Source organism: Shewanella intestini, from assembly GCF_018221465.1.
In the GTDB taxonomy this organism is placed as follows: domain Bacteria; phylum Pseudomonadota; class Gammaproteobacteria; order Enterobacterales; family Shewanellaceae; genus Shewanella; species Shewanella intestini.
Window position 1 is genome coordinate 276,852 of record NZ_JAAIKR010000002.1, and the last position, 14,913, is coordinate 291,764.

General features: G+C 40.1%; 9 protein-coding genes. 5 read left to right on the forward strand and 4 right to left on the reverse strand.

Features of this window, described 5'->3' with window-relative positions:
* Position 1: 1 nt before the first annotated feature.
* The 3 genes from nrdA to ubiG form a co-directional block, all read right to left on the reverse strand.
* Positions 2–2,290, reverse strand: coding sequence for a class 1a ribonucleoside-diphosphate reductase subunit alpha (gene nrdA / locus G3R48_RS04315; protein WP_153663412.1), 2,289 nt, complete (start codon positions 2,288–2,290; stop codon positions 2–4).
* Positions 2,291–2,965: 675 nt separating this feature from the next.
* Positions 2,966–3,622: an HAD family hydrolase gene (locus tag G3R48_RS04320; RefSeq protein WP_153663414.1), complete on the reverse strand. Its 657-nt coding sequence runs from the start codon at positions 3,620–3,622 to the stop codon at positions 2,966–2,968.
* Positions 3,623–3,774: 152 nt separating this feature from the next.
* A complete protein-coding gene (gene ubiG / locus G3R48_RS04325; protein WP_153663416.1) occupies positions 3,775–4,497 on the reverse strand; it encodes a bifunctional 2-polyprenyl-6-hydroxyphenol methylase/3-demethylubiquinol 3-O-methyltransferase UbiG in 723 nt (240 codons plus the stop codon).
* Positions 4,498–5,000: 503 nt separating this feature from the next.
* Here ubiG and gyrA point away from each other — a divergent pair.
* Together gyrA and serC are read left to right on the forward strand one after the other, a co-directional pair.
* Entirely contained in the window at positions 5,001–7,700 is a 2,700-nt protein-coding gene (gene gyrA, locus G3R48_RS04330; protein WP_153663419.1) for a DNA gyrase subunit A, read from the forward strand.
* A 169-nt stretch (positions 7,701–7,869) separates the two neighbouring features.
* The gene (gene serC, locus G3R48_RS04335) at positions 7,870–8,964 is read left to right on the forward strand and encodes a 3-phosphoserine/phosphohydroxythreonine transaminase (protein WP_212593211.1); all 1,095 of its coding nucleotides are present in this window, start codon (positions 7,870–7,872) and stop codon (positions 8,962–8,964) included.
* Positions 8,965–9,373: 409 nt separating this feature from the next.
* On the opposite strand, the gene G3R48_RS04340 is transcribed toward serC, so the two are convergent.
* The gene (locus G3R48_RS04340; RefSeq protein WP_153663421.1) at positions 9,374–10,567 is read right to left on the reverse strand and encodes an amino acid aminotransferase; all 1,194 of its coding nucleotides are present in this window, start codon (positions 10,565–10,567) and stop codon (positions 9,374–9,376) included.
* A 400-nt stretch (positions 10,568–10,967) separates the two neighbouring features.
* On the opposite strand from G3R48_RS04340, the gene aroA reads away from it, so the two are divergent.
* From aroA to rpsA, 3 genes are all read left to right on the forward strand, one after another.
* Positions 10,968–12,248 (forward strand): 3-phosphoshikimate 1-carboxyvinyltransferase, encoded by a 1,281-nt coding sequence (gene aroA / locus G3R48_RS04345; RefSeq protein WP_153663423.1) that lies wholly within the window; start codon positions 10,968–10,970, stop codon positions 12,246–12,248.
* A 170-nt stretch (positions 12,249–12,418) separates the two neighbouring features.
* Complete coding sequence (gene cmk, locus G3R48_RS04350) at positions 12,419–13,108, forward strand: (d)CMP kinase (protein ID WP_153663425.1); 690 nt, start codon at positions 12,419–12,421, stop codon at positions 13,106–13,108.
* 102 nt (positions 13,109–13,210) lie between these two features.
* A complete protein-coding gene (gene rpsA, locus G3R48_RS04355; RefSeq protein ID WP_153663427.1) occupies positions 13,211–14,878 on the forward strand; it encodes a 30S ribosomal protein S1 in 1,668 nt (555 codons plus the stop codon).
* The last annotated feature ends 35 nt before the right edge of the window (positions 14,879–14,913 follow it).

Below are 14,913 nucleotides of genomic sequence, written 5' to 3' on the forward strand. Positions count from 1 at the left end.
ATTAAATTTTACACGCGCCGCCAGCACAGTCATCATCTTCTTTTTCAACCGAGGTAATATCGTCGTGTTGATCTGATGCGCCATCGCGAGTGTTATGATAATACAAGGTTTTTACACCAAGTTTGTATGCTGTGAGCAAGTCTTTTAATAGCGTTTGCATCGGCACTTTTTGATTATCAAAACGAGTTGGATCGTAGTTTGTGTTTGCCGAAATTGACTGGTCAACAAACTTTTGCATTAAACCCACTAAGGTTAAATAGCCCTCATTGCTTGGCATATTCCAAAGCAGCTCATATTGATCTTTAAGTTTGTCAAAATCAGGTACGACTTGCTTTAACTGACCATCTTTACTGGCTTTAACACTAATTAAACCTCGTGGTGGTTCAATACCATTTGTTGCATTGGAGATTTGCGACGAGGTTTCAGATGGCATCAATGCTGACAGGGTTGAGTTACGTAAACCGTATTGTTGAATGTCACTGCGCAGCGATTCCCAATCCATGTGTAAAGGTTCATCGCATACGTTATCTAATGCTCGCTTGTACGTGTCGATTGGTAAAATACCTTTAGCATACGTCGTCTCATTAAATAACGGACACGCGCCTTGCTCTTTTGCTAAATTCATCGAGGCTTTTAGCAAATAAAACTGAATGGCTTCAAAGGTTTTGTGAGTTAGATTATTACCTGAGCCATCGGAATAACGTTTGCCATTTTTGGCTAAATAATTAGCAAAGTTAATGACACCTATGCCTAAGGTTCTGCGGTTCATTGAACCGAGTTGTGCAGATTTAATCGGGTAGTCTTGATAATCAAGTAAATTATCTAGTGCACGAACGGCAAGATCAGACAAAGATTCTAGCTCTGAAAGTTCCTTAATTGCGCCAAGGTTTAATGCCGATAAGGTACAAAGAGCAATTTCACCTTCTGGGTCATTAATATTATTGAGTGGTTTAGTTGGTAATGCAATTTCTAAACAGAGGTTAGATTGTTTAATTGGTGCAATACTTGGATCAAACGGGCTATGTGTGTTGCAGTGGTCAACGTTTTGAATATAAATGCGACCAGTTGAAGCGCGCTCTTGCATCATTAATGAAAACAGTTCAACGGCTTTGATTGTATTGCGTCGTATTGTGCTATCTGCTTCATACAAGTTATATAAACGCTCAAACTCAACTTGATCTGCAAAGAAAGCATCATATAGACCAGGTACGTCAGATGGACTAAATAAACTGATGTCTTGATTTTTTATTAAGCGCTGATACATGAGTTTGTTTAATTGTACCCCATAATCTAAATGACGCACGCGATTATCATCGACACCACGGTTGTTTTTGAGAACCAGTAATGACTCGACTTCTAAATGCCAAATGGGGTAGAAAAGGGTAGCTGCACCGCCTCGTACTCCACCTTGTGAGCACGATTTAACAGCGGTTTGAAAATATTTATAAAAAGGTAAACAACCGGTATGAAATGCTTCCCCCCCACGAATTGGACTGCCTAATGCACGGATGCGACCTGCATTAATACCAATCCCTGCACGTTGGCTGACATATTTCACAATTGAAGACGCGGTGGCGTTAATTGAATCTAAACTGTCATCACATTCTATTAATACGCAAGAACTAAATTGACGCGTTGGTGTGCGTACACCGGCCATGATAGGCGTCGGTAACGAAATTTTAAATGTTGATGTGGCGTCATAAAAATTTTTGACATACTGAAGGCGAGTTTCTTTAGGATATTTTGCAAACAGACATGCGGCAACAAGAATATATAAAAACTGAGCACTTTCATATATTTCGTGTGTTACCCGGTTTTGAACTAAATATTTGCCTTCTAATTGCTTCACTGCGGCGTAAGAGAAGTTCATATCTCGCCAGTGATCAATATAAGAATCAAGCAGATCAATTTCATCTTTGGAGTAATCAGCTAAGATATGGGTGTCATACTTACCTAACTCTACTAGCTTAGTCAAATGGTCATACAGTTTTGGTGGCTCAAAACGACCAAAAGCTTTCTTGCGAAGATGAAAAATGGCTAAACGAGCAGCAAGGAACTGATAATCCGGTGATTCAGGGGAAATAAGATCTGCCGCTGCTTTAATAATGGTTTCATGAATTGCTTCAGTAGGGATCCCATCAAAAAACTGCAAATGCGAACGAAGTTCAACTTCAGAAACAGAGACATTTTGCAGCCCTTTTGCAGCCCATGTAATGACTCGGTGGATTTTTTCTAAATCAATTGTTTCACGTTCGCCACTGCGCTTAGTGACCATCAAATTGCTATTCATTGAAGGGTGCCTTGCATTTTGTTTTTTAATATCTCGACGGCATTAGATCACCTTTTTGATCCATTCACCAACGGCGTTAGTGTTGAATACTTAGGTGAAACTAGGTTTATTTTACGATTATAGGTTGTAAAAATAAGCCTTTTTTGAATAACAACGCTCATTATAGAGTTGTGTCTTTCAATTTGTTTGGCACACAAGATATGGTGTTGTTTAATTAATATAATACAAGATAGTGAGGTTTTAATTGATTTGCAAGCCACAATTAATTGAACATCTTGTGGATAACTACCCAATAATTGTCCACAGTTAGTATCGACTTACTCGCGAAATCAAACCATAGCGGAATGTACGCAGCGTGACATAACACCAACTTCTACATTTTGCCGAAACGATCGCCATAAATAAATGTTGTTTCGCTAATTGATCGCTACTTAATTAAACAATTACGGTTTATTTGCTGACGAATATGTCGCGCTGAAATAATGCAAACGAAAGGTGAGTAAGAAATAATTTCATAGGGCTGATATCGAGCAGAAAATGGCTCCTTTATCCTAGGAATATATTTAAAAGCACGATAAACCAACGTGACAATCAGTCGCTATTAGTACCCACACCAGCATTAGTATTAATATCTGTCATTTAGCAAATAAAGTGACTGCATGTGTCTGTTTGGCATTAATCAAATAAAACTGCAAATTCAAGTGGATGATGGAATCGGTATTTGGCAGGCCAGTGGCAGGGTTCATCGTGCTTATTAATGTAACCCCATAGCGCAACACCACCAATCATATTGGCATTTTGAGCGGCAATTAAATCTCGCTCTGCATCACCAATATATAAAATGTGTTCGCAATTAACTTGTAATTGCTGCGCAGCTAACAACATAGGTGCGGTATGGGGTTTTGAATGGGTCGTGGAGTTACCACTAATGATCGTCACGCTTTGTTGTGTTAAGCCTAATGTGTGAACTAATGGCCGCGTAAAGCAAGCATGCTTATTGGTGACAATCCCAATAGGAATATTTTTGTCAGCTAAGATTGCTAATAATGGTGCAATACCCTCGTACAAATGTGCATGTTTGCCATTAATTTGGGTATAGCGCTGAAGTAATTGTTGCTGGATTTGTGCTTGCACAGCTTCAGGTTCATCGGGGATCGCCGCTTTAACTAAATGTAAGCTGCCGTGTGAAGCGGCATTTCGTAAATGTGTTGCAGATTTAATGGGGTAACCTGCGGCTTGTAAACTGTCATTTAATGCAGCGATTAAATCAGGTGCAGTATCTGCTAACGTACCGTCTAAATCAAACAGCACTGCGTGAATAGTCTTTAACATTGTAATTGCTCGATTATGCAAATATGCATATGTAAGTTAACTAGCTGACAATAGAATACGTATAAGAGGTTTTGCTATGATGACTTGGTTTTACTGCTTATTTAATTGCTCAAAGTGATGCCATTGTATCGCGGACACAATGGCAACCGTATCTACACAATTTTTTGTGTGGCAATCATGTAATTAACATCAACACGTTGAGTGTATTTAAATACACCAGATATTGGGTTGTAAGTTATGCCAAGCGCATCTTTACAAATTAAATCAGTGTTATCCACTAAACCAATTAATTCAGACGGTTTTATAAACTTATTATGTTCATGGGTGCCAACGGGGAGCATTTTTAAGATATATTCAGCACCAACAATCGTTTGTAAATACGACATGATGTTACGGTTAATAGTTGAGAAAAAAACAAATCCACCGGGTTTTACCATGTCACAGCATGCTTGTATGACTGATTGCGGATCTGGGACGTGCTCTAACATTTCCATACAGGTAACCACATCGTACTGAGCTGTGTGCTCATCGCGATGTTGCTCCGCGGTGTTCTTTAAATAGGTCAATGCGACTTCGGCTTCCAATGCGTGTAGTTTAGCCACCTCTAATGGTTCATTGCCCATGTCCAAACCCGTCACATTAGCACCAATTTTGGCCATACTTTCAGCAAGAATACCGCCGCCACAACCTACATCGAGTACTTGTTTACCGAAAATGCCACCACTGGTTCTGTCGATGTAATTTAATCTTAATGGGTTCAATTGATGTAAAGGTTTAAAGTCGCCCTCAGGATCCCACCATGATTCAGCCATTGCTTCAAATTTGGCAATTTCTTGCAGGTCGACGTTCAACTCATCCGTTGTTTGTTGTGACATTGTTTTCACCTAGTTGACTTTTTTGCACATTATAACGTTATGTGTTTGACGATAAACAGTCTTGCTCACAACATTTGTCATTTGTAATAAGATAAATAACGATTTTAAACATTGAATGAAAGTGAATGGTAAAAATGGTACGAAAGTGCACTGTTAACAAATGACTTGCAACATGAGTTGGGGTAACAAGTCTACATTTCTTCAGTTTTAAGCGGCAATAATGAAAGCGATTTTGCAAATGATTTAATTATTTTGCTTTGATTGGCGAGGTAATCATTTATCAGCAAAAGACTTGATTAATTATTATTCGCTAGTGGTGGTTTTATGACCTAAGTTGCTCAAAAATATAAGCAGTTTTGATAAATAACCGACAAATAATAAATAGAAACCCCTTAGCGCTAGCGACAAATTTATTCTGTGTTAGAATGCCAAATCACGTTTAAAAGCCAAACTGTAATATGGACGTTTTGCAGTGAGCTAATTTTCAGGGGAACGAGCAGTTTATGACTGATCTGGCATCATCAATTTCGCCAATTAACATTGAAGACGAACTTAAGAATTCGTACCTAGATTATGCAATGAGTGTAATTGTAGGTCGTGCATTACCCGATGTTCGTGACGGTTTAAAGCCGGTCCATCGCCGTGTGCTATTCGCGATGAACGAACTAAAAAACGATTGGAACAAACCATATAAAAAATCCGCTCGTGTTGTCGGTGACGTGATTGGTAAATACCATCCACACGGTGACTCAGCTGTTTACGATACTATTGTTCGTATGGCGCAGCCTTTTTCATTGCGTTATACACTTGTAGACGGTCAAGGTAACTTCGGTTCGGTTGACGGTGACTCAGCAGCAGCAATGCGTTACACCGAAATCCGCATGGAAAAGTTAGCCCACTCTTTATTGGCGGACCTTGAAAAAGAAACGGTTGATTATGTGCCTAACTATGACGGCACAGAACATATTCCTGCTGTGCTGCCTACACGAGTACCTAACCTATTAATTAATGGTTCTTCTGGTATTGCGGTTGGGATGGCAACGAACATTCCGCCGCACAATATTACAGAAGTCGTTAATGGTTGCTTAGCATTAATTGCAGAGCCAAGTCTGTCAATTGAACAATTGATGGAACATATCCCAGGGCCTGACTTCCCAACTGCTGCGACGATTAATGGTCGTAAAGGCATTATTGATGCTTATAAAACGGGTCGTGGCCGCGCAGTTATGCGCTCAAAAGCAGACATCGAAGAAGAAAATGGTCGCGAACGTATTATCGTGACTGAAATTCCTTATCAAGTTAACAAAGCACGTTTAATTGAAAAAATAGCTGAACTTGTTAAAGATAAAAAAATTGAAGGTATCAGTGGTCTACGTGATGAGTCTGACAAAGACGGCATGCGTATTGTCATTGAAATCAAACGCGGTGAAGTGGGTGAAGTTGTATTAAACAATTTATATGCTCAAACGCAAATGCAGTGTTCTTTTGGTATTAACATGGTGGCGTTGACTAACGGTCAACCTAAACTATTTAACTTAAAAGAAATGCTAGAGTGTTTTATTCTTCATCGTCGTGAAGTTGTTACTCGTCGCACCGTATTTGAATTACGTAAAGCGCGTGACCGTGCTCATATTCTTGAGTCACTTGCGATCGCACTTGCCAACATTGACCCAATTATTGCGTTAATTAAAGCATCGCCAACCCCAGCTGAAGCAAAAGTTAAATTAGTTGCTCAAGGTTGGAAACTAGGTAATGTGCAAGGCATGCTTGAAAAAGCCGGTGATGATGCTGCTCGTCCTGAATGGTTAGAACCAGAATATGGTATTCGTGATGGCGAATACTTCTTAACTGAGCAACAAGCCCAAGCCATTCTTGAGTTACGTTTACACCGCTTAACCGGTCTTGAACATGACAAGATCCTTGCTGAATATGAAGAACTGCTTGAAGTCATTGCTGGTTTACTCTTTATTTTGCGTAGCCCAGAACGTTTAATGGAAGTGATTCAAGAAGAATTACATGAGATTCTTGAGCAATACGGCGATGAACGTCGCACAGTCATTAATCAAAATGAAGTTGATATGAGTCTTGAAGACTTAATTAACGAAGAAGATGTCGTGGTGACATTATCTCATATGGGGTATGCCAAGTATCAACCACTAACCGATTACCAAGCGCAGCGTCGTGGCGGTAAAGGCAAAGCAGCAACAAAAGTCAAAGACGAAGATTTCGTTGAGAAACTATTAGTTGCTAATACCCATGACACCATTTTGTGTTTCTCTGATTTTGGTAAAATGTACTGGTTAAAAGTATATCAATTACCATTAGCTAGCCGTACAGCTCGTGGTCGTCCAATTATTAACTTATTACCTTTATCCGACGGTGAGCGTATTACGGCGATTTTACCAGTTCGTGAATATGCTGATGATAAGTACATTGTCATGGCGACGGCTCACGGTACAGTTAAGAAAACTGCGCTAACGGCTTATAGCAACCCACGTGCTAATGGCATTATTGCGGTAAACCTAAAAGATGACGACCAATTAATTGGTGTCGACATTACTAACGGCAGTGACGACATCATGTTGTTCTCTAACGAAGGTAAAGTGGTTCGCTTTAATGAAAAAGTGCGTGATTCTGAAACTGGTGAAGTGAAGAAAGATCCTGAAACGGGTGAAGACTTAATTGCCATCCGTCCTATGGGCCGTACTGCAACTGGTGTTCGTGGTATTAAGCTTGAAGATGGTCAAAAAGTGGTATCGATGATCATTCCAAAAGCCGAAGGTGATATCTTAACTGTCACAGAAAATGGCTATGGTAAACGTACAGATCTTGGTGAATATCCAGCTAAGAGTCGCGGTACTAAAGGTGTTGTTTCGATCAAAGTGAGTGAACGTAATGGCGCAGTTGTTGGCGCGGTTCAAGTGAGTGGCTCTGATGAAATTATGCTAATTAGTAACAAGGGCACATTAGTTCGTACTCCAGCAGAAGGGGTATCGCTAATTGGTCGTAATACACAAGGTGTGACGATAATTCGTACCGCAGACGATGAAAGCGTTGTTGGTCTTCAACGTATTGAAGAAATTCAAGATGAAGTTGTACTAGACGAAGAGGGTAACCCGATTGTCGCTGAGGTTATTGAAAGTACTGAAGCTGAACAAACACCGACAACAAATGAAAATGACGATGCTCAGCCAGCTGAATAAATAAACATCATTCATTTTTAAAAAAGAGCGCCTGTTGGCGCTCTTTTTGTTTTATTAATCAAAATAAGTTATTCATCTCAAATGCAAATATTTCACTATTCATTAGAGATTATAATTCATAAGATGATTAACCAATAAGTTTAACTGATGAAGTGTAAAGGAGTAATCTGTGACAACGACGTATAATTTCTGTGCCGGCCCGGCGATGTTACCTGCCGATGTAATGTTAAAAGCACAAAAGGAATTAATTAATTGGAATGGATTAGGCACCTCTGTAATGGAAGTTAGCCATCGCAGTAAAGAATTTATTGCCCTAGCTGAACAAGCTGAAGCCGATTTACGCCAATTAATGCACATTCCTGATAACTATAAAGTGCTGTTTATGCATGGCGGTGGCCGCGCGCAGTTTTCAAATATCGTCAATAATTTTCTTGGTGACAATGGCCGCGCTTTATATTTAACCTCAGGCCAATGGTCTCGTGCCGCAGTTAAAGAAGCAAAATTATTAGTTGGCGAAGAAGCGATAGATGAACTTACAATCGTTAACCAAGACGACGGTGTAAAAGTGGTTACGTTACCCAAACTCATTGGCGATAAAAATGATTACCGTTTCGTACATTATTGTCCAAATGAAACTGTTGATGGTATTGAGATTTTTGAAAACTTAACCAGCCCGTGGCCGGTGATTGCAGATATGTCATCAACCATCATGTCTCGTGAAATAGATGTATCGCAATTTGCCGTTATTTATGCAGGTGCTCAAAAGAATATTGGCCCGTCTGGTTTATCATTGGTCATTGTCCATGAAGATATGTTATCTCTGCCAAGCCTCGCACAATCTTCTGTTATGGACTATCGCGTAGCTGCTGCTAATGGTTCAATGTTTAATACTCCGCCCACATTTGCGTGGTATTTGGCTGCTGAAGTATTTAAATGGTTGACTGCATTAGGTGGTGTTAAAGCCATTGCTCAAATTAATTGTCAAAAAGCACAATTACTCTATCAGTGTATTGATGAAAATGATTTCTACGTAAATACGGTTGCAGTGTCTAACCGATCGAAAATGAATGTTACTTTCCAATTAAATGATGATGCGCTTAATAGTAAGTTCTTAGCGCAAGCACAGGCTAATGGTTTAGTGGCATTAAAAGGGCATCGTGTTGTCGGCGGCATGCGTGCTAGCATTTATAATGCTATGCCGCTATCAGGTGTTGAGGCTCTAGTTACATTTATGAATGCCTTTGCTAAACAGCATTCTGCATAGAGTTAGATAACGTTGTTAACCGATTCTTTGTTGGAATAGTATTGCTAAATAGTGTGACTTAAACAGTTAGGCTGAGTAGTTATTAGTTAACATCATCGACAGACTGATAGTTCAATATAAGGCAAGGTACTATTCAAATTAGCTTAACTTTTTTTGATACAAAGGTTGATAACTGAAGATGTACACCAAAAAGTCAATGACTATGTCATTGGCTTTTTATATGTATATACTTTTTATTGTCTTTTAGCCGAACCCTTCAGGCGACGTTTGCTGGTCATTTCTTCTGCGTTATCGGTTTCTCATGTCAACTAGCTACACATCAAAGCCGCAGTCTTGTACTAATAGCTAGTAATGCGCTGCAAAAATCAGCTCAAAAGATAAACACGACATTGGGTGAAAGCAACCTGACTTAGCGCAAAATGGAAGCAATAGATTGTGCTAGATAATCTACATTGCCTTCACTTATACCAGCAATACTTATTCGGCTAGAATCGACCATATAAATACTGTGTTCCTTTTTTAATGTAGCAACTTGAGATGGGTTAATCCCAAGAAATGAAAACATGCCTTTTTGCCTGGCGATAAAATTGAAGTCTTGCTTCACACCTTTTTCGAGTAGCTTATTAACTAACATTTGGCGGTTACTGTTAATTCGGTTTCTCATCACTGCTAACTCTTGTTGCCATTGTAATCTAAGCTCAGTGTTGTCAAGAATCGTCTCTACGAGTGCGGCACCATGTGCCGGTGGCATAGAATAAATGCCACGAATAACATACAGCATCACAGATAAGGCAATATTGGCTTTAACACTGTCATTTGCCATTAAAGAACAGGCGCCAATTCGTTCTCGATATAAACCAAAGTTTTTCGAACAAGAACTACATAAAATAAGTTCTTCAACGGCCGCAGCCATTTGACGTACACCGTAAGCATCTTCATCAATACCATCCCCAAAACCTTGATAAGCCATGTCGATTAGCGGTGTAAAGCCTTGCTCAGCAGTAATCGCGATCACTTCATCCCATTGTGCAGGGGTTAAATCCATGCCACTAGGGTTATGACAACAAGCATGAAGGAGTACCACATCATCTTTGGCAATATTTTTAAGTGCGGCTGTCATTTGTTCAAATTTTATCGATTTACTGTCGTAATCGTAATAAGGATAGGTTTTCACTGTTAAACCGGCGGCTTCAAATAATGCCGTATGGTTCGCCCAGGTTGGGTCGCTTACCCAAATAACGGCATTAGGTTTGCAGTGATGAATAAATTCAGCAGCAACACGTAATGCCCCAGTGCCACCCGGGGTCGACACAGTTTTGATCCTATCGGCAAGTAGCGCTTGATGTCTTTGACCAAAAGCAAGTTCGGTCATTAATTGATTAAATTGTGCAGAGCCTGTTGGACTAATGTAAACCTTCGTGGTTTCTGTGTCTGTTCGCTGCTGCTCAGCGGCTTTAACACAATCTAAAATGGGGGTGTGACCAGTGGCATCTTTATATACACCTACGCCTAAATCCACTTTTTGAGGATGAGGATCTTCACGATAGGCGGTTAATAACCCAAGAATGGGATCAGCGGGTAACGGGGTAAGAGAATTAAACATGAGCAAACCTTTATTCTTGTCATTAACGTGCGATATTCATGCAGGATACCGCTTATATATCAGTGAATAAATCATTTTTATTCGCCCCATTGTAAATTGCATAAATTGAAGAAAAAAGTTTATGGCAACTTTAGATGACATGTTGTGATTTGCCTAAATGTGTGGATAAACCAAGCTAGTCGGCAAATCTGCTAGAAAATAATTCATTTAGGTCTTAAAACCGCACTTTAATGTAATTAACAGTTGAATCCTGAGCTGCAATGGGTAAATTGATAAAGATGTAAAATTACATCTTGCGGTGTAACCATTTATTGCCACTTGAGTTTAAATTCATTGTTTACCAAGGGTAAAAACATTCGCATCCTGTTTTGTCAGTACTGTTATTTTAAGAAGAACTCATATGAAGCAATTACGACTTGAACCAATCAACCTTATTAACGGCGAAATTAATATTCCCGGATCTAAAAGCATTTCTAATCGGGCATTATTATTAGCAACTTTAGCCAAGGGTAAAACGACACTGACTAACTTACTCGATTCAGATGATATTCGTTATATGTTGGCTTCGTTAAAGCAACTTGGTGTTAATTATTCTCTTAGTGAACAAAATACTGTATGTGAAATAGAAGGGCTTAATGGGGTTATCAATGCCCAAAAATCTCAAGCGCTCTTTTTAGGCAACGCAGGAACGGCAATGCGACCGTTGTGCGCCGCATTAACTCTAGGTCAAGGTGAGTTCACTTTAACGGGCGAACCAAGAATGGAAGAGCGACCCATTGGTGATTTGGTCGATGCATTAAAGCAACTCGGTGCAGATATTACTTACCTTAAAAATGCCGGTTTTCCACCGCTAGCGATAAATGCGACCGGATTAAATGGTGGTGATGTTGAAATAGCGGGAGATTTATCCAGCCAATTTTTAACCGCATTATTAATGGTTGCACCGTTAACGCGTGATGATGTGAATATTAAAATTAAAGGCGAATTAGTTTCTAAGCCTTATATTGACATCACCATTGCGCTAATGAACCAATTTGGTGTCACTGTTATTAATCATGATTATCAACGTTTTGAAATTAAACGTGGCCAACAATATGTTTCGCCGGGTAAGTTGTTAGTTGAAGGCGATGCCTCTTCAGCATCTTATTTTCTAGCTGCTGGTGCCATCCAAGGTGGTGAAGTGAAAGTCACAGGCGTGGGTAAAAAAAGTATTCAAGGCGATGTGTTATTTGCTGACGCCTTAGAAAAAATGGGTGCAGATATTGAATGGGGCGATGATTACATTATTGCCAGAAAGTCAGCATTAACAAGTATTGACATGGACATGAATCACATTCCTGATGCAGCCATGACCATTGCTACCGCTGCCATTTTTGCCACAGGCACGACACGTTTAACTAATATCTACAATTGGCGGATTAAAGAAACCGATCGCTTGGCGGCAATGGCAATTGAGTTAAGAAAAGTCGGCGCAGAAGTTGAAGAGGGACAAGATTACATTACTATCACCGCACCAAAAGTGATTAATACTGCCGCTATTGATACCTATAATGATCATCGTATGGCTATGTGCTTTTCTTTGTTGGCATTTGCCGATTGTGGCATCACCATTAATGACCCTGATTGTACCTCTAAAACCTTCCCTGATTATTTTACACAATTTACCCGACTTGCGGACTAATTGACACATCTGTTATCAGTACGGTTGTTGTGTTTTTTAACATAGAACCGTACGTAATAAACTGAAAATATTCGCAGTAATTCCCTCTGAATTGTTATACAATGCCGCCCGCTTAATTTGGGTTAACCCTTTATTACTTTCAAGGAAGATGGTTGTTTTCGGAGGAAATTATGTTTGAACGCGCTCCAATTATTACCGTAGATGGTCCAAGCGGTGCAGGGAAAGGGACAATAAGCCAGTTATTGGCACAGCATTTAGGCTGGCATTTACTTGACAGCGGTGCCATTTATCGTGTGTTAGCGCTGGCCGCTATTCACCATGATGTGGAATTAGAGAACGAAGAAGCAATCACTTTGCTTGCCGCACATTTAGATGTGGCTTTTTTGTCAGTAGCGGAAAGTGACGAAATTAAAGTCGTACTAGAAGGTGAGGACGTTACCGGTGCCATACGTACACCTGAAGCGGGAAATGCAGCATCTAAAGTCGCTTCATTGCCACGAGTACGCGAAGCATTATTACGCCGCCAGCGCGCTTTTTGCGCTGCACCGGGTTTAGTAGCAGATGGCCGCGATATGGGGACGGTGGTATTCCCTAATGCACCGTTGAAACTTTTCTTAACGGCTTCTGCACAAGAGCGGGCGCAAAGACGTTTTAATCAGTTGCAGGACAAAGGCTTCGATGTTAAAATCGAGCGCCTTTTGGCGGAAATAATTGAACGCGATGAGCGTGATATGAACCGCTCTGCTTCACCTTTGGTGCCAGCAGATGATGCCATTGTTATTGATACAAGTGGTATTGGAATCGAAGGCGTGCTTGAGTTAGTGCTTGAGCAAGTTAAAAAATCTATTACCGTTGATTAATTGTTAGTCGGCGGTAGGTATTCGAATTAAGGATAATTTGAATAATATTACTCGACTCCACATCTAGGATGGATAGTGGTTTATTAAATAAGTAACTTAAACATGACTGAATCTTTTGCTGATCTATTTGAACAATCTTTAAATGAACTTGAGTTCCGTCCTGGTTCTATCGTACGCGGCGTTGTTGTTGCGATTGAAAACGGTATGGTACTAGTTGACGCAGGTCTTAAGTCTGAAAGCCCAATCAATGCTGACGAATTCAAAAACGCACAAGGCGTTTTAGAAATTCAAGTTGGCGACGAAGTTGATGTTGCTCTTGACTCTGTTGAAGATGGTTTTGGTGAAACTCAACTATCTCGTGAAAAAGCGAAACGTCACGAAGCTTGGATTGTTCTAGAAAAAGCTTATGAAGATGCTGAAACTGTAATCGGTGTCATCAATGGTAAAGTTAAAGGTGGTTTCACTGTTGAATTAAACGGTATCCGTGCCTTCTTACCAGGTTCTCTAGTAGATGTTCGCCCAGTTCGCGATACAGCTCACCTAGAGTACAAAGAGTTAGAATTTAAAGTAATTAAACTTGACCAAAAACGTAACAACGTTGTTGTTTCTCGTCGTGCTGTTATCGAATCAGAAAGCAGTGCAGAACGTGATGCGCTTCTTGAAAATCTTCAAGAAGGTCAAGCTGTTAAAGGTATCGTTAAAAACCTTACTGACTACGGTGCATTCGTAGACTTAGGTGGCGTTGACGGTCTTCTACATATCACAGATATGGCTTGGAAGCGCGTTAAGCACCCATCTGAAATCGTAAATGTTGGTGACGAAATCAATGTTAAAGTGCTTAAGTATGACCGTGAGCGCACTCGTGTTTCACTAGGTCTTAAGCAACTTGGCGAAGATCCATGGTTAGAAATCAGCAAACGTTACCCAGAAAGCACTCGTCTTACTGGCCGCGTAACTAACTTGACTGATTATGGTTGTTTCGTAGAAATTGAAGAAGGCGTTGAAGGTCTTGTTCACGTTTCTGAAATGGATTGGACTAACAAGAACATCCACCCATCTAAAGTTGTTAACTTAGGTGACGAAGTTGAAGTTCTTGTTCTGGACATTGACGAAGAACGTCGTCGTATCTCTCTTGGTCTTAAGCAATGTAAGACTAACCCATGGGATGACTTCGCTTCTAAATTCAATAAAGGCGACAAAGTATCAGGTAAGATCAAGTCTATCACTGACTTCGGTATCTTCATTGGTCTTGACGGCGGTATTGATGGTCTTGTTCACCTATCTGACATTTCTTGGAATGGTACTGGCGAAGATGCTGTATCTGAGTACAAGAAAGGTGACGAAATCCACGCAGTTGTTCTTTCAGTTGACCCAGAGCGCGAACGTATTAGCTTAGGTGTTAAACAAACTGAAGACGATCCATTCAATGCATACTTAGCAGATAAGAAGAAAGGTACTATAGTAAATGGTACAGTTTCAGCTGTTGATGCTAAAGGTGTAACTGTTGAACTAGCAGATACAGTAGAAGGCTACATTCGTGTTGCTGATATCTCTGCTGAGCGTATCGAAGACGCATCAACTGTTTACTCAGTTGGTGATGCAATCGAAGCTAAGTTCATGGGTGTTGATCGTAAGAACCGTTCTATCAGCTTATCTATCAAAGCGAAAGATGAAGCAGAACAGAAAGAAGCAATGGCAACTATTAACAAGCAAGATGATGCTGTTATTAGTAATGCTATGGCTGAAGCGTTTAAAGCCGCTCGTAAATAATCGCGTTCGTCTGTTGTATAGGGAGTTTGCTCCCT

What these genes read in the sequence shown, in the direction of transcription:
- nrdA (WP_153663412.1), bottom strand. Translation starts at nt 2,290, where the DNA reads ATGAATAGCAATTTGATGGTCACTAAGCGCAGTGGCGAACGTGAAACA.
- G3R48_RS04320 (WP_153663414.1), bottom strand. Translation starts at nt 3,622, where the DNA reads ATGTTAAAGACTATTCACGCAGTGCTGTTTGATTTAGACGGTACGTTA.
- ubiG (WP_153663416.1), bottom strand. Translation starts at nt 4,497, where the DNA reads ATGTCACAACAAACAACGGATGAGTTGAACGTCGACCTGCAAGAAATT.
- gyrA (WP_153663419.1), top strand. Translation starts at nt 5,001, where the DNA reads ATGACTGATCTGGCATCATCAATTTCGCCAATTAACATTGAAGACGAA.
- G3R48_RS04340 (WP_153663421.1), bottom strand. Translation starts at nt 10,567, where the DNA reads ATGTTTAATTCTCTTACCCCGTTACCCGCTGATCCCATTCTTGGGTTA.
- aroA (WP_153663423.1), top strand. Translation starts at nt 10,968, where the DNA reads ATGAAGCAATTACGACTTGAACCAATCAACCTTATTAACGGCGAAATT.
- cmk (WP_153663425.1), top strand. Translation starts at nt 12,419, where the DNA reads ATGTTTGAACGCGCTCCAATTATTACCGTAGATGGTCCAAGCGGTGCA.
- rpsA (WP_153663427.1), top strand. Translation starts at nt 13,211, where the DNA reads ATGACTGAATCTTTTGCTGATCTATTTGAACAATCTTTAAATGAACTT.